The following is a 13,529-nucleotide window of genomic DNA, read 5'->3' as shown; positions in this document are numbered from 1 at the left end:
GGCACGTCGCGCGCCACGCCCCGGCGTGCGGACCGGGCACCGGGTGGCGACCATCGAGGGACCGGAACCGAGTCGGACAGCGAAGGAGCACCCGATGAGCGAGAACCCCGGCCCCGCGGACCCCGGCGGGCACACCCACGACCACCCGCACGAGCACGACCACGACCACCCGCACGACGGCGACCACGCGCACGACGCCGACCAGACGCAGCCGCCCGTCGACACGGGCCCCGGCCCGGACGAGGCGGACGTCAACCACGGGCGGCGCGAGGGCGGCCGGCACGTCGCCGACTGACCCGACCGCCGGGTCCGCGCGGTGCTCGTCCGCCGCCCGGACCCGGGCGAAACCGGACGCCCGTCCTGCGGGGCGGGCGTCCGCACCGTAGAAAGGACGAGGTGAGCACGCACCTCGAGGACTACGCCCTCCTGTCCGACCTGCGCACCGGCCCGCTCGTGTCCCGCGACGGCAGCATCGACTGGCTGTGCCTGCCGCGCTTCGACTCCCCCGCGGCGTTCTCCGCGATCCTCGGCGGACCCGACGACGGGCGCTGGAAGCTGTCGGCGGTCGACGGCGAGGTGATCGAGCGGCGGTACCTGCCGCAGACGTTCGTGCTCGAGACGACGTGGCGCACGCCCACGGGCACGGCGCGCGTGACGGACTTCCTGCCCCTGACGTCGGGGCGCGACGACCTCGTGCGGCAGGTCGAGTGCCTCGAGGGCACGGTCGAGGTCGAGCACGACCTGCGCCTGCGGTTCGACTACGCGCGCGCCACGCCGTGGGTGCGGGTGGTCGACCACCACGGGCGCGAGGCGCTGCAGTCGCTCGCGGGCCCCGAGGGGATCCTCGTCACGGGTCCGCTGCTGACGCGCGTCGACGGCGACGACGGCGTCGCGCAGGACGGGACGTCCGCCGAGCCGGGCGCGTTCTCCGCGGCGGGCGGCGCGCGCACGCCGCGGCTCGGCGGCCGGTTCCGGCTCGAGGAGGGCGACCTCCTCGACTGGGACCTCGTGTGGTTCCCGTCGTACGCGGACCCGCCCGAGCCGATCGACGCCGACCAGGCGCTCGCGGCGGCCGTGAGCTTCTGGACGGACTGGTCGTCGAAGCTCGAGGTCCGCACGACGCACGACCCGCTCGTGCTGCGCTCGCTGCTGGTGCTGCGCGCGCTCACCCACGGCGAGACGGGCGGGATCGTCGCGGCGCCGACCGCGTCGCTGCCCGAGGAGCTGGGCGGCGTGCGCAACTGGGACTACCGGTTCGTGTGGCTGCGCGACGCGGCGCTGACCATCGAGGTCGCGGTCGCGCACGGCCTCACCGAGGGGGCGTGCCTGTGGCGCGACTGGCTGCTGCGCGCGGTCGCGGGCGACGCCGACGACGTCAAGATCATGTACGGCGTGGGCGGCGAGCGGGAGCTCGACGAGAAGGAGCTCGACCACCTCGACGGCTACGAGGGGTCGCGGCCCGTGCGGATCGGCAACGGCGCGGCCGACCAGTACCAGGCCGACGTCGTGGGCGAGGTGATGATCGCGCTGGGCATGCTGCGCGACGCGGGCGTCGGCGAGGACGAGTACACGTGGGGCCTGCAGAAGAGCCTGCTGCGGTACACCGAGACGCACTACGACCGGCCCGACCACGGCATCTGGGAGATGCGCGGCGACCTGCACCACTTCACGCACGGGCGCGCCATGATGTGGGCCGCGTTCGACCAGGGCGTGCGCGCGGTCGAGGAGCACGGGCTCGACGGGCCGGTCGAGCGGTGGCGCGAGCTGCGGGACCGGCTGCGCGCCGAGATCGACGAGCGCGGCTACGACCCCGAGATCGAGAGCTTCACGCAGACGTACGACAACGCCGAGGTCGACGCGTCGCTGCTGCAGCTGCCGCACACGGGGTTCCTCGCGTACGACGACCCGCGCATGCTCGGCACGGTCGCGCGCATCGAGCAGGAGCTGACCGACGAGCACGGCCTCGTGCACCGGTACCGCACCGACACGGGCATGGACGGGCTCGAGGGCGACGAGCACCCGTTCCTCATCTGCTGCTTCTGGCTGGTCGAGCAGCACGCGAACAGCGGCCGGCTGGAGGACGCCGAGACGCTCATGGCGCAGCTCGTGGGCTACGCGAACGACCTCGGGCTGCTGAGCGAGGAGTACGACCCGGACGCCGGGCGGCTGATCGGCAACTTCCCGCAGGCGTTCAGCCACATCGGGCTGATCCGCGCGGCGGACGCGATCGCCGCGGTGCGGGCGCGCGAGGGCGGCGCGCGCTGAGGGTGGTCCGTCGGCGGGGCGGCGGCCCGGCCCCGGGCGCTGCCCGCGCGCGGCCGCTCAGGAGACCGTCAGCACCGTGCCGGGCGGCACCTTGCCCCACAGCAGGTCGAGCACGTCGGCGGTCACGCGCACGCACCCGTTGGAGATCGCACCCGTCGCGGTGAACGGCGACGTGTGGATCGCGGTCGCGGACGTGCCGGTGCGTCGGTCGTAGGCGTCCATGGTCTCGCTCTGGCTCGACAGCAGCAGGCTGCGCGGCGTGTACGTGCCGGGCTGGTCCCACTGCGACCCGGTAAGGAACTGCGCGGCCGCGGGCGTCGGGGTGCCGGGCGCGCCCACGGCGAGGACGGGCACCGTGCGGGGCGTCGTGCCGTCGTCGATCGTGAGCGTGAGCGCCGCGCGGTCCAGGTGCAGGCGCCAGCTCGTGCCGCTGGCCACGGTGTCCTGCTCGCGGATCCACGCGGTGCGGCCGTTGACCTGCGTGGCGTCCTGGCTGGGCAGCGCGCTGCGGGTCGCGACCATGACGCGCAGCCACCCGGCGCGGCGCTCCACCACGGGCAGCACGGTCGGCACGTCGAGCGTCGCCGTGGGCACCGTGCCGCGAGGCGTGCCGTAGGGCGCGTCGTACGCGGCGGTGTCGCGCACGACGGTCGCGGTGCGCCACGTGCCGAGCGCCGGGTCCTGCGAGCGCAGCTGCTCGAGCCCGTCGTCGCCGGGCAGGCCCGGCACGACCACGCGCGGCTCGACCACCGGCAGGGACGCGAGGTCCACGGGTGCGAGCGCCGGGGGCGGCGGCACGGCGGCCTTGGCCGCGACGACGGGCGCGCGCACGACCACCGTCTCGGGCGTCGCGGCGGGTGACGACGGTGCGCACGCGGTCGCGAGCGCCACGACGGCCGCCACGAGGGCGGCGGCCGGACCGGGGCGCGGCGGGGTGCTCACCCGTCCATGGTGCGTCCGGTCGGGCGAGGGCACCAGGGCGCCGGCGCCCTGGCCTTCCCGGCTCGCGGCGAGGCCGTCCCGGCGCGGGGCGGAGGCCGTCCCGGAGCGGCGCGAGCGCCGACCCGACGCGGGCCACGGCCGGCGGGCGCGGCGCCCGGCGGCGGTCAGCGGGTGTCCGCGGGCACGACGAGCGGCGCACCCGTCACGGGGTCGGGCACGACGGTGGCGTCGAGCCCGAACACGTCGCGCACGCGCTCGGCCGTCACGACCGCGGCGGGGTCGCCCTGCGCGACGACGCGCCCGTCCTTCATCGCGACGAGGTGCGTCGCGTAGCGGGCCGCGTGGTGCAGGTCGTGCAGCACGGCGACGACCGTGCGGCCCTGCACGTGCAGGTGGTGCAGCAGCGTGAGCACCTCGAGCTGGTGCGTGACGTCGAGGTACGTGGTCGGCTCGTCGAGCAGCACGAGCGGCGTGTCCTGCGCGAGGACCATCGCGATCCACGCGCGCTGCCGCTGCCCGCCGGACAGCTCGTCGAGCCGACGGTCGGCGATGTCGGTCGTGCCCGTCGCGGCGAGCGCGCGCTCGACCGCGTCGACGTCGGCCGCCGAGTAGCGGCGCAGCACGCGCTGGTGCGCGAACCGGCCGCGCGCGGCGAGCTCGGCCACCGTGATGCCCTCGGGCGCGGACATGGTCTGCGGCAGGAACGCCAGGCGCCGTGCCCGCTCGCGCGCCGCGTAGGACGGCAGCGGTGCGTCGTCGAGCAGCACGCGCCCCGCGGCGGGCACGAGCAGCCCGGACAGCGCGCGCAGCAGCGTGGACTTGCCGCACGCGTTGGGGCCGATGATCACGGTGAACGAGCCGTCGGGCACCGCGAACGTGAGGTCCTCGCTGACCGTGCGCGCGTCGTAGCGCAGCGTGACGCCCTCGGCGCGCAGCCGCGACGCGGTGCCGACGCGGCCCACGGAGGTCGTCGAGGTCGTGGCGGTCTCGGCGGTCATCGGTTCCTCGCCTCTCGGAGCAGCAGCCACAGCAGGTAGGCGCCGCCGATCACGACGGTGACGACGCCGACGGGCACGGTCAGGGGCAGCACGTGCTGCGCGACGAGGTCGGCGCCGAGCAGCACGACCGCGCCGACGCCCGCGCTCGCGGCGAGCGGGATGCCGGGCGACCCGGCGGCGCGGCGCGCGATCTGCGGGGCCGCGAGCGCGACGAACGCGACGGGCCCGGCGACGGCGGTGACGGCGCTGACGAGCCCGACCGCGGCGACCAGCAGCACGGTGCGGTCGCGGCCCGCGGCGACGCCGGTGGTCGCGGCGACGTCCTCGCCCAGCTCGAGCTGCGCGAGCGCGCCGGCTCGCGTCGCGACCACGGCGAGCAGCACGACGACGCACACCGCGACGGGCCGCACGAGCTCGGCGGTCGCGGTCGTGAGCGTGCCCGCGCCCCAGGCGGAGGCGAGCAGCGCGGTCTCGAGGTCGGCGCGCAGCAGCACCCACGTGTTGAACGCGCCCAGCATCGACGACACCCCGATGCCGACGACGATGAGCCGGAACCCCTGCAGACCGCCGCGGTGCGCGAGCAGGTGCACGACCACGGCCGTGAGGACCCCGCCGACCAGGGCGCCGACCGTGCGGGACGCCCAGCCGCCGCCCAGCGACACGAGCGCGATGAGCATGCCCGTGAACGCGCCGTTCGACAGGCCGACGACGTCGGGGCTCGCGAGCGGGTTGCGCGTCACGGCCTGGAACACGCCGCCCGCGACGGCGAGCGCGGCCCCGAACAGCACGGCCGCCGCGACGCGCGGCAGCCGCCACTCGAGCACGACGGTCGCCGCGAGGCCCTGCGTGCGGCCGGTGAACGCGCCCACGACGTCGGGCCACGGCACGGGGAAGTCGCCGACCGCGAGCCCGACGACCGCGAGGACGAGCAGCACGGCGGCCAGCACGACGCACAGCACGCCCTCACGCACGCCGACGCCCACGTGCAGCCGGTCGGTGCCGACGAGCACGCGCGGGCGTGGGCCGCGCAGCAGCCGCACGGGAGCGGCACGGCGCGCGGGGCGGCCGCGGGGGCGGTCTCGGCGGTGCCGGCGGCGTCGTGCACGTCCGGGCGCGTGGCGGTCACAGCGCCGTGGCCCGTCGGCGGCGCGCGAGCGCGATCATCACGGGCGCACCGACGAACGCGGTGACCACGCCCACGGGCATCTCCCCCGGCGGCACGGCGACGCGCCCCACGACGTCGGACGCGACGACCAGCACGCACCCACCCAGCAGCGACCCCGCGAGCACGCGGCGCTGGTCGGTGCCCAGCGTCCACCGCACGACGTGCGGCACCATCAGCCCGACGAACGCGACGGGCCCGGCGATCGCCGTCGCCCCGCCCGCGAGGACCGTGACCGCGGCGAGCACGAGCACGCGCGTGCGGCGCACGTCGACGCCCTGCGCCTGCGCGACGTCGGGCCCGAGCGCGACCGCGTTGAGGCTGCGCGCCGTGAGGGCCGCGACCAGCAGGCCCAGCACGACGAGCGGCAGCACCGGCAGCACGACCTGGGGGCCGCGCTCGAGCAGGCTGCCGGCGGCCCAGCCGCGCATGCGGTCGAACGTGTCGGGGTGCGTGAGCGTGAGCCCGCTCGTGAGGCCCGCGAGCACGGCGCCGACCGCGACACCCGTGACGACGAGCCGCGCAGGGCTCGCGCGCAGGTCGGCGGCACCGCCCAGCACGTGCACGCCGACGGCCACGACCAGCGCGCCGAGGCACGCGAGCCACATGTACCCCGCGGGCGTCGTGACGCCCAGGAACGTGATGCCCAGCGCCACCGCGAACGCCGCGCCCGCGTTGACGCCGAGCAGGCCCGGGTCGGCGAGCGGGTTGCGCGTGAAGGCCTGCATGAGGGCGCCCGCGACGCCGAGCGCGCCGCCGACCACGAGGCCCGCGAGCGTGCGCGGCAGCCGCTGGTCCCACACGACGAACCGCGCGGTGTCGGTGCCGCGGCCCAGCAGCGCGTCGAGCACGTCGTCCGGCGGCACCGGGTTGGCCCCGACCAGCACCGACAGCGCGACGACCCCGAGCAGCACCGCGAGCGCGCCGGCCACCCAGCCGGCGGCGTGCCGGCGCGGCGGACGCGCCCGGCCCGGCGACCGGAGGGTCGCCGGGCGGGCGGTCGGTGCTGCGGTGCTCACGGGTGCGCGGGTCGGCGGGTGGGGGTCAGGACGCCGCGGAGAGGATCTTCTCGATGTCGTCGAGCACGGCCTGCCCGCCGAGCGGGCCGACGCCCGTGATCCACCACGCCTGGTCGACCAGGTGCAGCTGCGGGAACGCCGCCGCGTTGGCGCGCACGGCCTCGGGGACGCTGGAGTCGTCGGTCACGTCGGTCGTCGTGACGAACACGTGGTCGGCCTTCGCGTCGAGCACGTTCTCGGGCGAGACGTCGACGGAAATCGAGTTCTCCCAGTCGCGCTCGGGGGTCGTGAAGCCGACGCACTCGAGCGTGCTGCCCGCGAACGACGTGGGCCCGTAGAGCGTGAGGATGCCGTCGCGCGGGCGGATGAGCTGCGCGGCCTGCCCGGCGGTGCCGAACTCGTCGGCGATCTCCTGGCAGCGTGCGTCGTACGCGTCGAGCAGCTCCTGCGCGTCGGCCTCGTCGCCCAGGGCGTTCGCGGTGAAGCGCACGTTGTCCTGCCACGGGTCGGTCTGCGTGGCCATGAAGACGGTGGGCGCGACGTCCGAGAGCTGGTCGTACAGCGCCGAGTGGCGCGACTCGGTGCCGATGATGAGGTCGGGCTGCAGGGCCGCGATCTTCTGCACGTTCGGTTCCTGCACGGTGCCGACGGTCTGCACGTCGGCCGCGGCGTCGCCGAGGTAGGCGGGCACGCCGAGGGCCTCGTTGAGCACGGCCGCGCCGACGGGCTCGACGCCCAGCGCGACGGCGGTGTCGAGCTGCACGGGCTCGAGGACGACGACGCGCTGCGGGTGCGCGGGGACCTCGGTCTCGCCGCGTGCGTGCTCGACGACGCGGGGCTCGTCGGACGCGTCGGCGGAGGCGGACGGCGTGGGGTCGGCGGTGCCGGCGTCCGCGTCGGCGGCGCACGCCGAGAGGCCGAGACCGAGGGCCGTGACGGCCGCGAGCACCGCGACCCGCGACCGCACCGTGGAGACTGCTGAACGCACGCCAACTCCTTCGTCCGTGACGGTCCGCCCGTCGCGGACCGGGGGTGACGTTAGCAAAGCCTTACCTCACCGCGTACGTGCGGTCCGTCACACGGCGACCGCGTAGCCAGCGGGTTCGGGTGCGGGGACCCCGCGCGGGCGGTCGTGCCAGTACCCCTGCGTGTGCACGCGCTCGGGAGCCAGGCCCGCCCCGGCGAGCGCGGCGCGCGCCCCGGCCAGGCGCGTGCTCTCGGTCGCGACCCACGCGTAGAACGCGTCGCCCGCGGCCGCGGCGGCGGGCCCGTGCGCGGCGGCCCACGTCTCGACGGCCGTCACGAGCGCCTGCCCGCCGCGCCGCCCGTCGCGCAGCAGCACGTGCGCGTCGTGCCCGGCCGTGACGTCGTCGAGCGTCGCGGCGTCGGCCGCGTGGCCCGCCTCCAGCAGGACCGTCGCGCGCACGCCCGCGGGCAGCGCCGCGAGGATGCCGCGCACGGCGGGGTACGCGGTCTCGTCGGCCGCGAGCAGCACGCGCTCGGTCGCGCCGCCGGGGCACCACTGCACGCCGTGGTCGGGCGCGCCCGCGCGCACGTCGGGGCCCGAGACCAGCAGCGGGTCGCCGGGGCGCGCGGCGAGGGCCCACTCGCTCGCGGGGCCCGCGGGGTCGTGCACGTAGAAGTCGAGGTCGAGCTCGCGCGCGTCGGGCCGCACCTCGTAGGCGGTGTAGCTGCGCAGCACGGGCCGCCGCTGCTCGGGGACCGCGCGCCACACGCGCCGCCACTCGCGCTCGGGCAGCCCGGGCAGCAGGCCGTCGCACGGCTCGCCCAGCAGGATCTTGATGCGCTGGTCGAGCCCGTAGGGCGCGAACACGCCCAGGTCGGGCCCGGTGAGCGTCACGCGCACGAACCCGGGCGAGAGCCGCACGACGCGCGTCACGACCGTCGCGAACAGCACGTTCGGCGACGTGCGGAAGCGGGGCTCGACGGCGGGAGGCACGGGATAAGGGTTGCCATACCTCAGCCCGCACGTCCAGTCCGCGCGGGCGCGACCCAGGAGGGGGACCGACCGCGACGACGCTTCCGGCCGGCACAGGCGGAGTGAAGGGTATGGCCGTAGGCTTCAACTCGTGACGAACCGGGGAGAAGGATGACCACCGACCACCCGTGGCCGGCGGTCGACCACGAGACGCTGCCCTGGGCGGCGACCAGCCCCTACCTCGACGCGTTCCAGCGACGGCGCGTCGCGCGGCCCTACGAGGCCGCCGTGCCACCGTCGATCGCGGCGGCGCACCCTCGCGTCAGCGCCCGGGTGGCGGCGCTCACCGAGGAGGCGACGCTCGACGTCGCACGCTTCGACAGCGCGATGGCGTCGCTCCCCGTCCCCATGCCGACGGTGCTCCTGCGGACCGAGTCGGCGTCGAGCTCGCAGATCGAGCACCTCACCACGAACGCGCGCAACCTCGCGCTCGCGTCGCTCGGCGTGCCGTCCCGGCAGAACGCCGACCTCGTCGCAGCCAACGTCCGAGCCATGACGGGCGCCCTCGCCGCGGGCGACGACGTCACCGCGGCGGGCATCCTCGCCGTCCACCGCGCGCTCCTGGCGGAGTCGGAGCCCGAGACCGCGGGACGCTGGCGCTCCGAGCAGGTGTGGGTGGGCGCTTCGCCGATCAGTCCGCACGGCGCCGACTTCGTCCCGCCGCACCACGACCGCGTTCCCCTGCTCGTCGACGACCTCGTCGCGTTCGCCGCACGGGACGACGTGCCGGCGCTCGTCCTGGCGGCCGTCGTCCACGCCCAGTTCGAGACCATCCATCCGTTCACCGACGGCAACGGGCGCACCGGGCGCGTCCTGGTCCACACGGTCCTGCGTCGACGCGGTCTCGCGCTGCACACGACGGTCCCGGTGTCCGCCGGGCTGCTGCGCGACCCGGAGTCGTACTTCCGCGCGCTCGGCGCCTACCGGGACGGCGACCTCGACCCGATCGTCGAGCAGATCGCGTCGGCCGCGGTCGCCGCGACCGCGAACGGCCGCCAGCTCGCCGCCGAGGTCGTCGCCGCCCGCGCGCGCTGGCGCGACACGATCACGGCACGGTCGGACTCGGCAGCGTGGCCGTTGTCGGACCTGCTGTTCTCCCAACCCGTCGTGACGGCCGAGTACGCGGCCCGCGCGCTCGGGGTGTCCGACCGGGCGGCACGGAACGCGATCGAGGTGCTCCAGGAGGCCGGGGTGCTCCACTCGCCGTCGACGGGCCACCGTGCGCGGGTGTGGCAGGCCGCCGAGGTGCTCGCCGCGATGGACGCCTTCTCGGCACGGGCGGGGCGGCGACGCGCGGGACGGTGAGCCGGGCGCCGCACACTCGGGCCCGGCCCGCGCCGATTCGCCGACTCTCAGCGCCGCGGGACGAGGACCACCCGGACCTCGGGGAGCTCGCCGAACCGCGCACGGGCGTCGCACGACGCGACCGTGCGACCGTGCTCGGCGGCGTGCGCCGCGATGATCAGGTCGTGCGCCCCCCGCGGCTGGCCCGCGCGGCGGACGTGCGCGATCAGGCGCGCGTGCTCGGCGGCGGTGCGCTCGGTGTAGTCGAGCACGGTGATCGCCGACGTGATCGCGGCGAGCACCCGCGCGCGGTCGGCCGCCCGTCGCGCGGTGTCGGCGAGCTCGATGCCCGTGCGGAACTCCGCGACCGTCACCGCGGCGATCGCGAGGTCGTCGTCGTCGAACAGGCCGCGGTCGACGGTGCCGCGCTCGTAGGCGATCAGCGTCGTGGTGTCGAGGATCAGCCGGCGTGCCACGGGTCGCTCTCGTCGGCCGTGAGCAGCGCGGTCGCGGCGGCGACGTCGGCCTCGAGGTCGTCGTCGAGCGCGGGGCCCCCTGCCAGGGCCGCGCGCAGCGCTCTGCCGGTCGTGGAGACCGCGGGCGCGATCTGGGCGACGACGCGCCCGCCGCGCGTGATCGCGATCGTGTCGCCGTGCTCGACGGCGTCCAGCAGGTCGGAGAAACCGCGCGAGGCGTGCGTGGCGGTGACGGTGCGCATGACCCGATCGTACGCGCACATCTGAGAATCTGATAGACGCGACCTCGTGCCGGCCGCACGTGCGCCGCGTCGGCCCGCGGGCGACAGTGGGGCCATGACGTCGGACACCACGGCCTGGCACCCGCGCACCACCCCGCCCGGCGGTCGCGCCGCCGTCCCGCCCGGGCCCGGGCAGGAGTCGGTGTGGGACTACCCGCGGCCGCCCGCGGTCGTGCCGAGCGACGAGCACGTCGTCGTGCGGTTCGGGGACTCGGTCGTCGTCGACACGCGGCGCGCGCTGCGCGTGCTGGAGACGTCGCACCCGCCGACGTACTACCTGCCGCTGGCCGACGTCGCGCCGGGCGCGCTCGTGCCGGTCGCGGGTGCCTCGACGGTGTGCGAGTTCAAGGGGCGCGCGACGTACCACGACGTCGTCGGCACCGACGCGGGTGCGCGCGTCGTGCGCCCGCGCGCCGCGTGGGGCTACCCCGACCCGCGGCCCGGGTACGAGGCGCTGCTCGACCACGTCGCGCTCTACCCGGCCGGGCTGGTCTGCACGGTCGACGGCGAGGTCGTCGAGGCGCAGGAGGGCGACTTCTACGGCGGGTGGCGCACGCGCCGCGTCGTCGGCCCGTTCAAGGGCGGCGCGGGCACCTGGGGCTGGTGACGCTCAGACGGCGACGCCCTCGGCGCGCAGCGCGTCGGTCAGCAGCCCGACCAGGGCGTCGAGCTGCACGTCCGTCGACGCGGCGTCCTCGTCGAGCGCGACGCCGTCGAGCGCCGCCGCCGCGAGCCCCGACTTGGCGTCGATGAGCTCGGCGATGCGCGCGTCGATGGTCTGCGCCGCGATGACGCGCCACGCCGTGACGGGCTGGTCCTGGCCGATGCGGTGCACGCGGTCGATGGCCTGCGTCTGCTCGGCGTCGGTCCACGGCAGCTCGGCGAGCACGAGGTTCGACGCGACCTGCAGGTTCAGCCCGACGCCCGCCGCCATGAGCGAGCACACGACGACCTGCACCTCGGGGTCCTCGACGAACGCCGTGACGTTCTTCTCGCGCTGGCGCGGGGTCTGGTCGCCGCGGATCGACGCGTGCTTGAGGCCGCGCTCGGAGAACAGCTGCTCGGCGGCGTCCATGACGTCGACGTGCTTGGCGAAGAACACGACCTTGCCGACGTTGCGCGCCAGCTGCGCCGCGTAGTCCGCCGCGAGCCCGGCCTTCGCCTGGCCGATGCGGCGGACCATCGTGAAGACGTTCTCGCCCTTCTTCTTCGACGACGCGTCCTTGAGCTCGGCGGCCGCCACGCGGCGCGCGAGGTCGAGGTCCACGCGGTCGACGATCTCGCCGCGGGCCGCGACGGCCGAGCGGTAGTGCTCGACCAGGCGCTGCGCGAGCGCCGCCTCGGCCGCGCGGATCGAGCGGCCGACCGCGCCGTCGAGCTCGACGGGCAGGTCCGCGACGCGGCGCGCCGGGATGTCCGCGGCCACGTCGACCTTGCGGCGCCGCACGATGCCCATGTCGATGACGGCCGACCGCGCGGCGGCGGAGAACCCGGGGTCGGCCGGCGTCAGGCCCGTCTCCTCGAGCGCCGACATGAGCGGGGCGAGCGGCTTGGTGTCGTCGATCCAGCCGAGGAACTGCCAGATCGCGCGGAAGTCCTCGATGTCGTTGATGAGCGGCGTGCCCGTCAGCGCCATGAGCAGCGGCCGCGTGGCGCGCAGCCGGATCTTGTCGGCGATGCCCAGCACGTGCTGCGAGCGCAGCGACGACTTGTTCTTGATGAAGTGCGCCTCGTCGACGACCATGCCGCGGAACCCGTGCGTGCCGAGCCACCCGGCGTGCCGGTCGAGGATGTCGTAGTTGACGACCACGACGTCGGCGAACCCGTCGACGTCCTCGCCGTCGCCGTGCACCACGGTGACGTTGCGCAGCGGCAGCCACATGCCGACCTCGTGCGCCCAGTTGGTCTTGACGACGTTGGGGACGACGACGAGCAGCGGGAACGCGTCGGCGGCCTGCGCGGCGAGCAGCGCCTGCGCGGTCTTGCCGAGGCCCGGCTCGTCGGCCAGCAGGAACGTGCGGTGCCCGCGCGCGGCGGCGGCCACGAGGCGCGCCTGGTGCGGCATGAGCTCGCGCCCGTGCAGGCCCGGCAGGGTGCGGACGTCGGGCAGCTCCATGCACGCGGGCGAGCCGTTGGCGGCGCGCTCGAACGACCGGAACAGCGGCTCGAGCAGCTCCCACCCGTCGAGGCGGTGCGTGCGGGGCGCGGCGCGCAGGGCCGCGGCGGCCTCGAAGTCGGGCGCGAGGAACGGGTTGGCCAGGCGTGCGGCGATCACCGACTGCGGCACGACCCGCCGCTCGGTGGCGGCGGTCGGCGCGGGCGCCGGGGCGGGCTCGGGCTCGTCGGGGACGTCGAGACCGCCCGCGCGCATCACCGTCTCCTTGTAGGAGCGCGCGGCGTCGGACAGCTTCGCGTCGTCCGTGAGCAGCGTCAGCAGGGTCGTGTCGCGCGCGGCGATGCGCGCGAGCTGCGTCGCGACGCCGTCGAGCCGCTTGAGCTGCTGCGCCTTCTTCGCCTCCGACAGGTCGGCGTCGCCCATGACGCGGGCGCGCTCCTCGCGCACGAGCAGCGCGACGACCTGGAACTTGGTCCGCACGCCGGAGCGCGTGGGCGTGCGCTGCACGGCGTCGTCGACCTCACGGGCGATCCCGGCGAGGACGGGGATGATCCCCTCCTGGTCGGGGTGCGCGGCGCGACGGCGCTGGCCGCCCGCGTCGGGGCGGGCACGCCCGGGGCGTCGCTGGCCGGCTCGGGCCACAGGTCCTCCTCCAACTGCGATGCCTGCACCGCGAGCACGGTGCAGCACGACGGGCCGCGGCCCACGGCGGGGCCGCTCACGCCCGGCGGCGCACCCGAGCGGTGCGTGCGCCGACGGCGGCACGGGCCGTCCGCCCGTCGGGGGCGGGCCACGGACCTCGAGGTCCGCTCCCAGCTCTCCCGGCGCGTCGACGACGCGAGGACCCCATCTGATCACACGTGAGGCCCGATCCACGAGCGGCGGGCCGCGCGCGGGGCCGACGTCACGCGCTCGGCGGCACGTCGGGGGGGCGACGCGGGGTGCCCACCTCCCTCGTGAGCGGCCGCGTCCGTGCCGATGACTCCG

At 76.1% G+C, this 13,529-nt stretch carries 13 protein-coding genes; 4 read left to right on the top strand and 9 right to left on the bottom strand.

What is annotated here, in order from left to right; translation table 11 throughout:
- The first annotated feature begins 94 nt into the window (after positions 1–94).
- Together GY42_RS18470 and GY42_RS16950 are read left to right on the top strand one after the other, a co-directional pair.
- Positions 95–295 carry a hypothetical protein gene (locus GY42_RS18470; protein ID WP_052748481.1) on the top strand — a complete coding sequence of 67 codons (201 nt, stop codon included), beginning with the start codon at positions 95–97 and terminating at the stop codon, positions 293–295.
- A 101-nt stretch (positions 296–396) separates the two neighbouring features.
- Positions 397–2,265, top strand: a complete 1,869-nt coding sequence (locus GY42_RS16950) for a glycoside hydrolase family 15 protein (RefSeq protein WP_052748480.1) — start codon at positions 397–399, stop codon at positions 2,263–2,265.
- A 57-nt stretch (positions 2,266–2,322) separates the two neighbouring features.
- Here the strand turns inward: GY42_RS16950 and GY42_RS16945 are convergent, their stop codons facing one another.
- The 6 genes from GY42_RS16945 to GY42_RS16920 form a co-directional block, all read right to left on the bottom strand.
- Complete coding sequence (locus GY42_RS16945) at positions 2,323–3,207, bottom strand: L,D-transpeptidase (protein WP_046530205.1); 885 nt, start codon at positions 3,205–3,207, stop codon at positions 2,323–2,325.
- Between the two features lie 164 nt (positions 3,208–3,371).
- Positions 3,372–4,205 carry an ABC transporter ATP-binding protein gene (locus GY42_RS16940; protein ID WP_046530204.1) on the bottom strand — a complete coding sequence of 278 codons (834 nt, stop codon included), beginning with the start codon at positions 4,203–4,205 and terminating at the stop codon, positions 3,372–3,374.
- Positions 4,202–5,245, bottom strand: a complete 1,044-nt coding sequence (locus tag GY42_RS16935) for a FecCD family ABC transporter permease (protein WP_046530203.1) — start codon at positions 5,243–5,245, stop codon at positions 4,202–4,204. The genes GY42_RS16940 and GY42_RS16935 overlap by 4 nt, the downstream gene beginning before the upstream one ends.
- A gap of 82 nt (positions 5,246–5,327) precedes the next feature.
- On the bottom strand, positions 5,328–6,386 hold the full coding sequence (locus GY42_RS16930; protein WP_082131630.1) for a FecCD family ABC transporter permease: 1,059 nt from the start codon (positions 6,384–6,386) through the stop codon (positions 5,328–5,330).
- 25 nt (positions 6,387–6,411) lie between these two features.
- The gene (locus GY42_RS16925) at positions 6,412–7,374 is read right to left on the bottom strand and encodes an ABC transporter substrate-binding protein (protein ID WP_046530202.1); all 963 of its coding nucleotides are present in this window, start codon (positions 7,372–7,374) and stop codon (positions 6,412–6,414) included.
- A gap of 87 nt (positions 7,375–7,461) precedes the next feature.
- Complete coding sequence (locus GY42_RS16920; protein ID WP_052748479.1) at positions 7,462–8,346, bottom strand: siderophore-interacting protein; 885 nt, start codon at positions 8,344–8,346, stop codon at positions 7,462–7,464.
- Between the two features lie 150 nt (positions 8,347–8,496).
- On the opposite strand from GY42_RS16920, the gene GY42_RS16915 reads away from it, so the two are divergent.
- Positions 8,497–9,690, top strand: coding sequence for a Fic family protein (locus GY42_RS16915; RefSeq protein WP_046530201.1), 1,194 nt, complete (start codon positions 8,497–8,499; stop codon positions 9,688–9,690).
- A 47-nt stretch (positions 9,691–9,737) separates the two neighbouring features.
- Here the strand turns inward: GY42_RS16915 and GY42_RS16910 are convergent, their stop codons facing one another.
- Positions 9,738–10,145: a PIN domain-containing protein gene (locus tag GY42_RS16910; protein WP_046530200.1), complete on the bottom strand. Its 408-nt coding sequence runs from the start codon at positions 10,143–10,145 to the stop codon at positions 9,738–9,740.
- Positions 10,130–10,387, bottom strand: a complete 258-nt coding sequence (locus tag GY42_RS16905) for a type II toxin-antitoxin system Phd/YefM family antitoxin (RefSeq protein WP_046531175.1) — start codon at positions 10,385–10,387, stop codon at positions 10,130–10,132. Before GY42_RS16905 ends, GY42_RS16910 begins: the two co-directional genes overlap by 16 nt.
- Positions 10,388–10,481: 94 nt before the next feature.
- Here GY42_RS16905 and GY42_RS16900 point away from each other — a divergent pair, with 94 nt between their 5' ends.
- The gene (locus GY42_RS16900; RefSeq protein ID WP_046530199.1) at positions 10,482–11,033 is read left to right on the top strand and encodes a DUF427 domain-containing protein; all 552 of its coding nucleotides are present in this window, start codon (positions 10,482–10,484) and stop codon (positions 11,031–11,033) included.
- Between the two features lie 3 nt (positions 11,034–11,036).
- Here the strand turns inward: GY42_RS16900 and GY42_RS16895 are convergent, their stop codons facing one another.
- Complete coding sequence (locus tag GY42_RS16895) at positions 11,037–13,184, bottom strand: DEAD/DEAH box helicase (RefSeq protein WP_046530198.1); 2,148 nt, start codon at positions 13,182–13,184, stop codon at positions 11,037–11,039.
- Positions 13,185–13,529 lie beyond the last annotated feature (345 nt).

This window comes from Cellulomonas sp. FA1, assembly GCF_000986825.1.
GTDB lineage: Bacteria > Actinomycetota > Actinomycetes > Actinomycetales > Cellulomonadaceae > Cellulomonas > Cellulomonas iranensis.
This window is presented reverse-complemented; position numbering and strand designations above follow the sequence as displayed.

What these genes read in the sequence shown, in the direction of transcription:
- GY42_RS18470 (WP_052748481.1), top strand. Translation starts at nt 95, where the DNA reads ATGAGCGAGAACCCCGGCCCCGCGGACCCCGGCGGGCACACCCACGAC.
- GY42_RS16905 (WP_046531175.1), bottom strand. Translation starts at nt 10,387, where the DNA reads ATGCGCACCGTCACCGCCACGCACGCCTCGCGCGGTTTCTCCGACCTG.
- GY42_RS16915 (WP_046530201.1), top strand. Translation starts at nt 8,497, where the DNA reads ATGACCACCGACCACCCGTGGCCGGCGGTCGACCACGAGACGCTGCCC.
- GY42_RS16900 (WP_046530199.1), top strand. Translation starts at nt 10,482, where the DNA reads ATGACGTCGGACACCACGGCCTGGCACCCGCGCACCACCCCGCCCGGC.
- GY42_RS16940 (WP_046530204.1), bottom strand. Translation starts at nt 4,205, where the DNA reads ATGACCGCCGAGACCGCCACGACCTCGACGACCTCCGTGGGCCGCGTC.